This window comes from Fructilactobacillus sp. X7R4C1, from assembly GCF_059901115.1.
Genome location: NZ_JBWXVD010000005.1, coordinates 72,618 through 84,507, shown reverse-complemented (window position 1 = coordinate 84,507; position 11,890 = coordinate 72,618). Strand labels below are relative to the sequence as shown.

The window sequence follows — 11,890 nt, the reverse complement described above, 5'->3', positions numbered from 1 at the left end:
TTTAGCTAAAATGATGTTTTTTAAACTTGTTTTCAATAGCAAGTTTATAAACATAGGAATTTTCACTCATTTAGCCACTTCAACCCTTCATCAGGATTATCAAACTTCTTATAATCATTACTTTTAATTGCTTTAGTTAAACGTTCATTTGGAGCATCAAATTGTTTTTTTGTTTCAGCATCTACTTTAAAACGAATTTGTGAATTACTAATAAACATCATGATTAATCCTCCTTATTTTTAAGGTACCATAAATGTCAATTGACACAAAAAAAGAGACACCCGCAGGCATCCCTTTAAACAATTTAATTAATTATTTCTTTGATTCGTCCAAAGCCTTTTTAGCTAATACGAAATCACCAAAAGTAGCGGAACCGTTGTGTGGTACGACTGGACGACTAATGTATTCATCAAGTGGACCAACGTCAAGATAGTTATCAAACAACAGATTGAATTGGTCTCTAACCTTTTGCACAAATTGAGGGGTACATACACCTCCACCAAGCACAATTTGGTCAGGACGGAAGTTAACCGTTAAACTGATAACCCCTTGGGCAATGTAGTATGCAATGATGTTCCAAACTGGATCATCTGGTGGGGTATCTTGACCTTTAATGTTGTTTCGAGCTTCAAAAGTCGGACCAGATGCAACCCCTTCAAGACAGTCACCATGATAAGGACAAATTCCAGGAAAGTTCATGTCATCTTGGTGTCTCTTAACTCGAATGTGACCAAATTCAGGAGTTCCACGAACCCCTAAGAATTCATCTTTGATGACGGTTCCAGCACCAATCCCAGTTCCATCAGTGATGTAACTAACGGCTTCAATATTTTTATTAGCCTGTTTACGTTTGATGTATTCACCGTAAGCTGAACCGTTAACGTCGGTCGTCCAGTAAATCGGAACCCCAAATTCACGTTTCATGGTTCCAACAAAGTTGACGTTACTCCAACCCTTTTTAGGGGTTTTAATAATCCAACCGTATTTGTCAGAGTCTTTTCGAACGTCGATTGGTCCAAATGATGCAATCCCAAATGCATCAATGTGATCAAACTTCTTAAAGTACTCAACGACCTTTGCTAACGTTTCTTCTGGTGTCGTAGTTGGAATGTGAACACTATCAACAATATTGAAATCGTCATCACCAACCGCACAAACGAACTTTGTTCCACCTGCTTCAATACTTCCATATCGCATAAAAATGATCCCCTTTGCCATTTTTTTGTATCGTTTATTGTTAATAGTATAAAGCGCTTACATATTGATTGCAATAGTTTACTACAAAAATTGTTAAAAACTTAACTTAGAAATAACAAAAAGCCGGACTATTCACGTAGTCCAGCTTGATCTTATTTTTTCTTCGCAATTTTTCCCTGCTGAATGTAAACGGAGAGAATGGCAATGTCAGATGGATTAACCCCACTGATTCGGGCGGCCTGTGCGATCGTCTCCGGTTGGATTTTCTCCAATTTTTGGCGACCCTCAGTTGCGATCCCATCAATTACGAAGTAATCAATCTTATCAGGAATCTTTTTGGATTCCATCTTCTTCATGCGGGCGACCTTATCTTCTTCTTTTTTGATGTAGCCAGCGTACTTCGTTCTAATTTCGACCTGTTCCACCACTTCTGGATCCAGTTTTTTTGCTGGAGCGGGAATAAAATCAAGTAACTTTTCGTAATTTACGTACGGTCGACGTAAGAACTGGGCTGCGATGATGCCGTCTTTTAACGGTTTATCACCCTGAGCTTCAACGAACTGGTTGACCTTTTCACTTGGTTTAATCCGTACGGTGTTCAAACGCTTGATTTCATCCTCAACGGCATTACGTTTTTCAACAAACTTGTCATAACGTTCATCTGAAATCAGACCCAACTGGTGACCAATTGGTGTCAGCCGCATATCAGCATTGTCGTTTCTAAGCAGGAGTCGATATTCAGCCCGACTCGTCAGAAGTCGGTACGGTTCGTTGGTTCCTTTTGTAACCAGGTCATCGATTAGAACGCCAATGTATCCCTGGTCCCGCTGCAAAATCAACGGGTCTTTCCCTTGAATCTTAAGGGCAGCGTTAATTCCAGCGATCAAGCCTTGTCCCGCGGCCTCTTCGTATCCCGAGGTTCCGTTGGTTTGACCCGCGCTAAATAATCCACTAACTTTCTTGGTTTCAAGCGTTGGCTTCAATTGATATGGAGAGATAATGTCATACTCAATCGCATAACCGGGACGCATCATCTTAGCGTCCTCGAGACCCTTCACGGAGTGCAGCATCTGTTGCTGGACTTCTTCTGGAAGGGAGGTCGACATCCCATCGACGTACCACTCTTCGTTGTGACGTCCTTCCGGTTCCAAGAAGACCTGATGGCGCTTTTTGTCCGCAAAACGAACGACCTTGTCCTCAATTGATGGACAGTAACGGGGACCAACCCCTTCGATGACCCCAGTAAACATCGGGGCGCGATCCAAATTATCCTTGATAATCTGATGGGTTTCTTCATTAGTGTACGTCAACCAGCACGAAATTTGCTTTGAAACCGGTAAATAATCGGCATACGGAGTGGTGTAACTGAAATGATGGGGCGTTTCGTCGCCCGGTTGCTCCTCCGCTTCATCGTAGTGAATGGTATCACCGTTGACACGCGGTGGCGTTCCCGTCTTAAATCGTCTTAGTTCAAAGCCCAAATCTTCCAGGTTTTCTGAAAGATGAATGGCTGGAATTGAGTTGTTTGGGCCCGAGGAATACATCAGTTCACCAATAATGATCTTACCACGAGCGGCCGTCCCGGCACAGATGACCACGGCTTTGGAGTGATATTTGGCACCCGTATTGGTAACCACACCCTCAACCTGACCGTCTTTCACGATCAGACGTTCTACGATTCCCTGGCGGAGCGTCAAATTGGGCTCTTTTTCCAGGGTGTTTTTCATTTCATGGTGGTAGGCGTGCTTATCAGCCTGAGCTCTTAAGGCTCTAACGGCGGGACCTTTCCCGGTGTTTAACATCCGCATCTGAATGTAGGTCTTGTCGATGTTTTTCCCCATCTCACCACCAAGGGCGTCGATTTCTCTTACGACCGTTCCCTTAGCGGGGCCACCAACCGACGGATTACATGGCATAAACGCCACCATATCAAGATTAATTGTCACAAGCAGTGTTTTTTGACCCATGCGGGCAGCGGCCAGTGCAGCTTCACAGCCAGCGTGGCCGGCTCCAACGACGATGACGTCGTAATCGCCACCATTGTAAGTCTGCTTCACTTCTTGCTGTATCATTTTATTCATTTAAAAACCTCCATTGAGTCAAAGTCTTATTTCCCCAAACAGAACTGACTAAATAATTGATCCAGTAATTCGCCATCGTAACTATCACCGGTGATTTCACCCAGTAAATCCCAAGCGTTCGTCATGTCAATTTGAACTAAATCAACGGGCATCCCGTTATTTAACCCATTTTCAACGGACTGAAGGGCATCACTGGCCTGTTGTAAGAGACTAATATGCCTGGCATTGGTGACCATAACGTCATTTTGAGAACTCTTAATGCCACCAGTAAAGAACATCTTCGAAATCGTATCCTCTAAGGATTTGGTTCCGTTATCCTTTACGGCTTGGGTCTTAATCACGTTATCAGCATGATAGCGGTTCTTTAACTCATCAACATCAATTTTTTCTCGCAAATCTGTTTTATTCAATAGAATAATTCGTTTACTGTGTTGCGTTAAATCCAAGAGTTCACGATCTTCATCGGTTAGCGGCTCACTAGCATTTAACACTAATAAGACTAAGTCAGCCTGCTTAATCGCTTTTCTGGAACGATCGACTCCAATCTTTTCAACTTTATCGTTAGTATCACGAATCCCAGCGGTATCAACTAGGTGCAAGGGAACGCCAGAAACGTTCACGTATTCGTCTAAAACATCCCGCGTGGTTCCCGGCACGTCGGTTACAATCGCCTTTTCTTCGTGTAAGAGACGGTTCAATAAACTCGACTTACCCACGTTGGGCCGTCCAATGATAGCGGTGTTTAAACCGTCTCGTAAGACTTTTCCTTGTTTAGCCGTCTTTAGCAATTGGTCAATCTGCGCTTTTAGTTCCTTGGACTTATCCATTAAAAGCTTCGATGTCATCGTCTCCACGTCATCGTACTCCGGGTAGTCAATGTTGACTTCGACCTGAGCCAGCACGTCTAAGATGTCTTGACGCAGGTGCTTAATTAAATGAGAAAGGTTCCCATCGAGCTGATTTAAAGCTGCTTTCATCGATTCGTCAGTCTTCGCTTCAATCAGATCCATCACGGCTTCCGATTGTGAAAGGTCCAGACGTCCGTTTAAAAAGGCTCGCTTAGTGAATTCACCCGGCTCCGCCATTCTGGCACCGTTACTTAGGACCAACTGCAAAATCTTGTTGGTTGCCACAATACCACCGTGACAGTTAATCTCAATAATATCTTCCTTGGTATACGTCTTGGGTGCTCTCATGACCGAGACCATCACTTCATCAACTTCACTGTTGTGGTCTGCTGGATCAACAATGTGACCATAGTTAATCGTGTTCGATGCCACCTTTTCGAGGTTCTTGCCTCGATAAATTTTTTCAGCCACCTTCATTGCATCCGATCCACTAACCCGAACAATCGAAATGCCACCTTCACCAGGTGGGGTCGAAATTGCCGCAATGGTATCGTAATCAGTCGTTGTCAGTGCCATTTTGAAAACTCCTTTCTCATTTTTAATCGCATAAAAAAAGTACTTAAGCCACGCCCGTTGCGTGGATAAAGTACTTTCACTACTTTACCTATTCGAATTTACAATCCTACACATAATAGGACGAAAGTTTTATTTTGTCAATCATTTTACCGTGGAGCTACCACGATTGAACGATGGGGTTCCCGTCCTGCCGAATATGTCATCACGTAGGGGTTATCTTCCAGCGTCACGTGAATCTGTTTGCGCTCAAAAGATGGCATCGGGTCCAAATAGACCGGCTTGCCAGTGACGGAAACCTCTCTGGCGGTTCGCTCAGCTAGACTAGTAAGGATCTGAAGGCGACGACTACGATAATTAGCCGTATCCAGTTCGACTTCAAGGTAGCTAATCCCCATGTTATTTAGATAAATCCCACTTAACTCCTGTAAGGCATTGATGGTCCGACCGTGTTTGCCAATCAAAAGCCCCTCTTTGGGCGTATCAAAGTTAATGATCACGTGCCGATTGTTGGGCATCTCATAACTTAGTTCGGCCTCAATCCCCATCTGATCAGTAATTGCTTGTAAATATTTAATTAGTCCACTAATAGCTTCAACGTTTCTAGCGTGACGATCCTCAGTTTGAACCGGATTAGCAACCGCCGTGCTCGCTTCTCTTTTAATTTTTAACTTGCCACCTGCTGGTTTTGGGTCTGGAGCAGATGATTTCAATTCCATTTCAACTTCTGCGGGATGTTTAAAAAGTCCGAAAAATCCCTTACTTGCGGTTTTAATAACTTTAATTTCAACATTATTTCGATTAGTATCAAGTGATTTTAAGCCATTTTTAACGGCTTCTTCGATGGTGGCTCCGGTGTATTTCGTCATTATTGTTCTCCTATTTTTGTAAACGTCTAACGCTATTAATCTTAGCACAAATTAAATAGCTGTTGGAATAGGATTTTAGAGATGTAATATTACATTTGTCACAAAAATAAAAAAAGCAGACCAACGTCTGCTTTTTGTTTAGTAATCTATTTGTGATGTTTACTCTGCTTGGCCTTTCGAATGGCCTTTTTAACGGCGCGATCGTGTTGACGCTTTTCACGTTCTTTTTCTTCACGTTCACGATTAATCTTCCAAGGGTTCTGAATCAATAACGTTTGAACTACTTGGAACGCGTTGGTTACCACCCAGTATAGTGACAAAGCTGATGGCACGTTTAACGCGGTGAAGAAGATAATGATTGGCATCCCAATCGTCATCATCGTGGTCATTCCGTTTGATTCGGGTTGACCCTTCATTGACAACCACGAACTAAGGAACGTGAACACGGCGGCCAAAACTGGCAGAATGTAGTACGGATCTGGAGTTCCCAGCTGTAACCACAAGAAGTGACCAGTTCGAAGAATGTGAGTTCGCCAGATGGCTTGATACAAGGCGAAGATCACTGGCAACTGGACTACCATTGGCAAACAGCCGGCCCATGGATTAATTCCTGCTTCCTTATAGAGCTTTTGCTGCTCGGTCTGCAGTTTTTCCATGGTCTCTGAATCTTTACTGGAGTACTTCTTTTGCAGGGCCTTCAATTGGGGCTGAATTTCCTGAGTCTTCTTCATACTCTTGGTCTGATACATCATTAACGGAAGAAGAATAATTCTAACCAGAATGGTGAAGAGGATAATTCCAATTCCATAGTTATCGCCAAAGAACTTTGATAACCAAATAATCACTCTTGAGAAATTCAAGACAACTAAGCCATCCCAAATTCCTTTACTATGACTAGTAATTGGGGCGTTACTACATGCCGTAAGCACCAGACCAATACTGGCAATTGCAAGTGTAGTAGCGATTCGTTTAAGTTTTTTCAATTTTATTCCTCGCTATAATCAGAATCTAGTAAATGAGCTAACTTTAAAACATGAATTAGACTTGCCTTAACGTCTTTTTGTGACATCGCATCCGCTCTCGGTCTCGCAATGATTAAAAAATCAACGTCCGTTTTTAGGTCTGGCTTTAATTCGGTGATCGACTGGCGAATTCTACGTTTAACCCAGTTGCGATGCACGGCATTTCCAATCTTCTTTCCAACGGAAATCCCGATGCGGAAATGTTTTTGTCCCGGCTTTTCCAGTTGATACACGACAAATTGTCGATTAGCAACTGAATCATGTTTTTCGAAAACCTTTTGAAAGTCAGCTTCTTTTTTGACACGGTACGATTTTCTCATGAATAATCTCCAAGTATTTTCAAAAAATAATGAAAAAGACCACTGAATGGTCAGTGGCCTATGCCGATAATACTTTTCTACCTTTTTGACGTCGATGTGCTAACACTTTGCGACCTTTGCCAGTGCTCATACGTTTTCTAAATCCGTGAACGCGGTTTCTACGACGTTTCTTTGGTTGGTAAGTTCTTTTCATTACTAACCCTCCTTACTAATTAATCGCCTATATTAAATTGTTTATTCAATAGCTTTTCTAACTTATAGTATCACAAATCGACCAATCTTCAAATAGAGATTTTAAATTCATAGGTAACACTCCGTTCGATTCAAAAAAGTTTCATAAAATTTACTTGTGGATTATTGTGGATAACTCATCCCGTAATTAACACGAATTCAACACGTTTTTAAACAAAAACACAGCATGTTAACAACGTTAACCACAATCTGTGGATAAAATCAATAATCACGCTGACATCCCCGTCACATTAATAATTAGTTGTCCACATTTTCGTGTTAATTAACTAAAATATTCGCGTGATTTTGATATTTATTAACAGTACTGTGGATAAACAGTAAACAGGGTGTGAAACATTTGTCCACACCATGTTTTTTCTGTGGAAAACTTTTTTTAAAAATGATATTATACATTCATAATTTAAACACAAGGAGTCACTCTCAATGGATCAAAACGAATTATGGAACAAAATTAAAAGTAAATTTAAAGCGGATCCGAAATTTGAGGGAACGACATATGATACATGGATCGCCACCGTGAACCCAATCTCATATGATGGCGATACCCTAACACTCGAATTACCATCCTCGCTTCACCGTGACTACTGGGAGAAAATGCTTAAAAGTCAGCTGGTTGAGTACGCTTATGCCATTACTTACAAGAACATTTCACCAAAATTTGTTCTAGAAGAAGAATTAAAAAAGAAGCAAACCCCAGCTCCTACACCGGAAGATGAGAACGAAAAATCATATAGTTACACCGACACGCACTTGGAGCCCAATTACACCTTTGAAACCTTCGTGATTGGACAGGGTAACAAGATGGCTCAGGCCGCAGCGTTAGCGGTCAGTGAGTCACCCGGAAAATTGTACAATCCACTCTTCTTATATGGTGGAGTTGGTCTAGGTAAGACCCACTTGATGCACGCGATTGGCAACAACATTATCAAACACGACCCGAGTCAGCGGGTGATGTACGTTACAAGTGAGAAATTCGCCAACGACTTTATCGGTGCCATCCAAAACAATAAGATGGATGATTTCAGAAACGTTTACCGAAACGTCGACGTCCTCTTAGTTGATGACATCCAGTTTTTTGGTAATAAAGAAGGAACTCAGGATGAGTTTTTTAACACCTTTCAAGCGTTATATTCCAATCACAAGCAGATTGTGCTAACGTCTGACCGTTTGCCAAACGAAGTGCCAAAACTAAAAGACCGGTTGGTCTCCCGGTTTGCGTGGGGACTATCCGTTGACATTACTGCTCCCGATTTAGAGACACGAACCGCTATCCTTAGGGCCAAGGCCAAAGCTGACAACATGAACATTCCAGCGGACGCATTAGGCTACATTGCGAGTCAAATTGAGTCTAACGTTAGAGAACTGGAGGGGGCGTTATCAAGGGTTCAGGCTTTTTCCAAACTCAATAACGCCCCCATTGATACTGAACTAGTGGCAAACGCCCTAAGGCCGCTGAAGTTGGCCAAGGCGCGCTCGGCTCTGACCGTGTCAGACATTATCTCGAAAGTCGCCTCTTACTATCACATTAGTGTAAAGGAAATTAAGGGCACCAAACGGGTCAAGGCCATCGTGGTTCCTAGACAGGTTGCCATGTACCTGTCACGTGAAATGACCGACAATTCGCTTCCAAAAATTGGCGACGAATTCGGTGGTAAGGATCACACTACCGTCATTCACGCCTACGACAAGATTAGTAAAATGGCCGCAAACGATTCTGATCTGAGTAAGCAAATCTCAGACATCAAGACGGAACTCCAGCACTAAGCGTTGCTCGGTTTAAAAATGTTATAATAACGGGTGTGGATAAACGGGAATTTAACCGTTGATTTACCCACAAAGTTATCCACAGTTGATAACTTTTATTCCGTAACTAATCATTGAGTTATCCACAGTATTAACAGTGCCTACTGCTTCTACTGTTTTTTATCTTTTTAATTAAGTAAATAAACATGCACCACATTTTGAGGGGGAAATTTGGCAATGAAATTCGTAATTAACCGTAATGCTTTCATCAAAGCACTAAATACCGTATCAAGAGCAATCTCATCAAAAACGACCATTCCAATTTTGACGGGTTTAAAATTAGACGTATCAGAAAGTGACATTCTACTAACTGGTAGTAACGCTGACGTTTCAATTCAAACTAGCATTCAAGCTTCTAATCCAGATAATGAACTCACGATTAACTCAACTGGTAGCATTGTCTTACCAGCTCGTTTTTTTAGTGAGATCGTTAAAAAGTTACCCGACAAAACCATGTCATTAGAAGTTGGTGACAATTTTCAGACCACGATTAAGTCAGGCAACTCAGAATTTACGATCAACGGTCTTGATGCGAACGGTTACCCACATCTACCTGAAATTGATTCCGAGAATACGGTTGATTTAGCGGCTGATATTTTCAGACAGGTTATCGGACAGACGGTCATTGCGGTTTCAAAACAGGAAAGTCGGCCAATCTTGACTGGGGTGCACTTCACGCTTGCTAACAATAAGTTGCTTGCGGTTGCAACCGACAGTCACCGTTTAAGCCAACGAAGAGTTAGTCTTCCAGCTGATGACGACGGTAAGTTTGACGTGGTCATCCCAGGTGACAGTTTAAAAGAACTCTCACACATGCTTGACGGAATCGATCAAAACATCCAGATGAACCTGTCAGAGAATCAGGTCCTCTTTACCCTCGGCGACACCCGGTTCTACTCACGTTTACTTGAGGGCAATTATCCGGATACTTCGCGTCTGATTCCAAAGACCTCAAGTACCAAGATGGAGTTTGCGGCCGGTGACTTGCTCGCCGCAATCGAGCGGGCTTCGCTGTTGTCACATGAATCACGAAATAACGTCATTAAGTTGACGATTAAACCAACCGACCAAGTTGTTACCATTTCGGGGAATTCTCCTGACGTTGGAACCGTTGAAGAGGATTTAAAGCCAAAGACTTCAGAGGGCGATGACCTTGAAATTTCGTTTAACCCCGATTACATGAAGGAAGCTCTCAGAGTTTTTGGGCAAACTGACATTGAGATTGCGTTTACTTCAGCTCTTCGTCCGTTCACGCTGGTTCCAACCGAAAATAAAGAAGATTTCATCCAATTGATTACCCCAGTTCGAACCTTTTAATTAAGAATGATTATTAACGACCTTCATTTTGAGGTCGTTTTTTTTATGTCTTTAAAATGAAACCAAATTATATTTACCAAAGACCTCAAAATATTAAAAAAGCTCATATTTCCATTTATTTACGAATATGAGCTTTTTAGATCATTTGAGGCATTTTTGTCTAGAAATGCGTACACGCGCATAAAACGCATAAAATCGCCCGATTTATGTACTTTTACCAAATTTTAGCGTATAATAGAAATAGATTGAAAGTGGGTGAATTCATGAAAAAAGACATTTTCATAACGACTCCGTACATAACTTTAGGGCAACTCTTAAAAGAAGAGAACATTGTTGAATCAGGTGGCAAAGCGAAGTGGTACCTAAAGGAAAATATGGTGTATCTAAACGATGAGCCTGAGAATCGACGTGGCAAGAAACTCTACCAGGGTGATACGGTCTCAATTCCAGACGTAGGGATGTTTTTTATTAAGACAAAGTAGGGTTAAGCATGCAGCTAGAAGAATTGAAATTACGCAATTTTCGTAATTATAAAGATGCTGACGTTCATTTCTCAGATGGAGTGAACGTGTTACTTGGACAAAACGCCCAGGGCAAAACCAATCTACTTGAAGCAATTTACGCTCTCGCACTTACCAAAAGTCATCGGACCACTACCAATCGTGATTTGATTAATTGGGAAGAACACCATGCGCAATTGTGGGGTCGAGTTAAAAAGAACCATACCACCACTGAACTAGAGCTTGATTTTGGTAAAAATGGCAAGCGAGCTAAGGTCAATCACATTGAGCAGCCCAAGCTATCGTCTTACGTCGGGCAGCTGAACGTGATTTTGTTTGCTCCCGAAGATTTGTCGATTGTAAAGGGTTCGCCTCAGATTAGAAGGCACTTTATGGACATGGAGTTTGGCCAGATGAGTAATCGCTATTTATACAACATGACCCAGTACCGTCGAATTTTGAAACAACGAAACGCTTATTTACGTGAACTATTACTTCACAAACAGAGTGATCTGGTCTACCTGGATGTATTGTCAGACCAGCTTTCAGCGTATGCGGCCGAGATTATTTTTCAACGCATCCAACTGATTGCCAAATTACAGAAATGGTCTTCGGCCATCCATTACGAAATTTCACAACAAAAGGAAACGTTGCGATTTAAGTACGTCACCGCGCTAAAAAAGGCCGATTTAACGTCAGTGGAACGAATCTATCAGAGTCTGCTGGCTAAATTTAAGGCCAATCGAGATAAAGAAGTGAGGCAAGGAACGACGATCTTTGGGCCGCATCGTGACGATTTACACTTCATGGTTAACGGCAAGGATGTCTCCACTTTTGGCTCGCAGGGTCAACAGCGGACGGCGGCATTATCCACGAAGTTGGCCGAGATCGATTTAATGAAAGAAGAAACCGGTGAATACCCGGTTTTACTACTTGATGATGTTTTGTCTGAACTTGATGAAAGTCGACAGACCCACTTGTTGACTGCCATTCAGGATCGGGTTCAAACCTTTCTAACCACCACAAGTATGAGTGGGGTCGCATCTGATTTAATCAACAATCCCAAGACTTTTCACATTGAAAAGGGAGTCATTGTATCCGAGTAACG

12 protein-coding genes are annotated in these 11,890 nt (G+C 42.1%); 4 read left to right on the top strand and 8 right to left on the bottom strand.

Annotation, left to right across the window (positions count from 1 at the left end; translation table 11 throughout):
* Positions 1–62 precede the first annotated feature (62 nt).
* The 8 genes from AC6UC9_RS06015 to rpmH all read right to left on the bottom strand — a co-directional run bounded on the left by AC6UC9_RS06015 (position 63) and on the right by rpmH (position 7,103).
* On the bottom strand, positions 63–221 hold the full coding sequence (locus tag AC6UC9_RS06015) for a hypothetical protein (protein WP_500701435.1): 159 nt from the start codon (positions 219–221) through the stop codon (positions 63–65).
* A gap of 91 nt (positions 222–312) precedes the next feature.
* Positions 313–1,197 (bottom strand): ROK family protein, encoded by an 885-nt coding sequence (locus AC6UC9_RS06010; protein ID WP_500694214.1) that lies wholly within the window; start codon positions 1,195–1,197, stop codon positions 313–315.
* A gap of 152 nt (positions 1,198–1,349) precedes the next feature.
* Positions 1,350–3,278: a tRNA uridine-5-carboxymethylaminomethyl(34) synthesis enzyme MnmG gene (mnmG, locus tag AC6UC9_RS06005; protein WP_500701434.1), complete on the bottom strand. Its 1,929-nt coding sequence runs from the start codon at positions 3,276–3,278 to the stop codon at positions 1,350–1,352.
* Positions 3,279–3,304: 26 nt separating this feature from the next.
* Positions 3,305–4,702: a tRNA uridine-5-carboxymethylaminomethyl(34) synthesis GTPase MnmE gene (gene mnmE, locus AC6UC9_RS06000; protein ID WP_500701433.1), complete on the bottom strand. Its 1,398-nt coding sequence runs from the start codon at positions 4,700–4,702 to the stop codon at positions 3,305–3,307.
* Between the two features lie 146 nt (positions 4,703–4,848).
* Positions 4,849–5,568, bottom strand: coding sequence for an RNA-binding cell elongation regulator Jag/EloR (gene jag / locus AC6UC9_RS05995; RefSeq protein WP_500701432.1), 720 nt, complete (start codon positions 5,566–5,568; stop codon positions 4,849–4,851).
* 146 nt (positions 5,569–5,714) lie between these two features.
* On the bottom strand, positions 5,715–6,551 hold the full coding sequence (locus tag AC6UC9_RS05990; protein WP_500696254.1) for a YidC/Oxa1 family membrane protein insertase: 837 nt from the start codon (positions 6,549–6,551) through the stop codon (positions 5,715–5,717).
* A gap of 2 nt (positions 6,552–6,553) precedes the next feature.
* On the bottom strand, positions 6,554–6,910 hold the full coding sequence (rnpA, locus tag AC6UC9_RS05985; RefSeq protein WP_500695946.1) for a ribonuclease P protein component: 357 nt from the start codon (positions 6,908–6,910) through the stop codon (positions 6,554–6,556).
* A 58-nt stretch (positions 6,911–6,968) separates the two neighbouring features.
* On the bottom strand, positions 6,969–7,103 hold the full coding sequence (gene rpmH, locus AC6UC9_RS05980) for a 50S ribosomal protein L34 (protein WP_500694208.1): 135 nt from the start codon (positions 7,101–7,103) through the stop codon (positions 6,969–6,971).
* Between the two features lie 482 nt (positions 7,104–7,585).
* On the opposite strand from rpmH, the gene dnaA reads away from it, so the two are divergent.
* From dnaA to recF, 4 genes are all read left to right on the top strand, one after another.
* Positions 7,586–8,926, top strand: coding sequence for a chromosomal replication initiator protein DnaA (gene dnaA, locus AC6UC9_RS05975; RefSeq protein ID WP_500701431.1), 1,341 nt, complete (start codon positions 7,586–7,588; stop codon positions 8,924–8,926).
* A gap of 216 nt (positions 8,927–9,142) precedes the next feature.
* On the top strand, positions 9,143–10,282 hold the full coding sequence (gene dnaN, locus AC6UC9_RS05970; RefSeq protein WP_500694206.1) for a DNA polymerase III subunit beta: 1,140 nt from the start codon (positions 9,143–9,145) through the stop codon (positions 10,280–10,282).
* 263 nt (positions 10,283–10,545) lie between these two features.
* Positions 10,546–10,764, top strand: a complete 219-nt coding sequence (yaaA, locus tag AC6UC9_RS05965; RefSeq protein WP_500694205.1) for a S4 domain-containing protein YaaA — start codon at positions 10,546–10,548, stop codon at positions 10,762–10,764.
* Positions 10,765–10,772: 8 nt separating this feature from the next.
* Positions 10,773–11,888: a DNA replication/repair protein RecF gene (recF, locus tag AC6UC9_RS05960; RefSeq protein WP_500699701.1), complete on the top strand. Its 1,116-nt coding sequence runs from the start codon at positions 10,773–10,775 to the stop codon at positions 11,886–11,888.
* Positions 11,889–11,890: the final 2 nt, after the last annotated feature.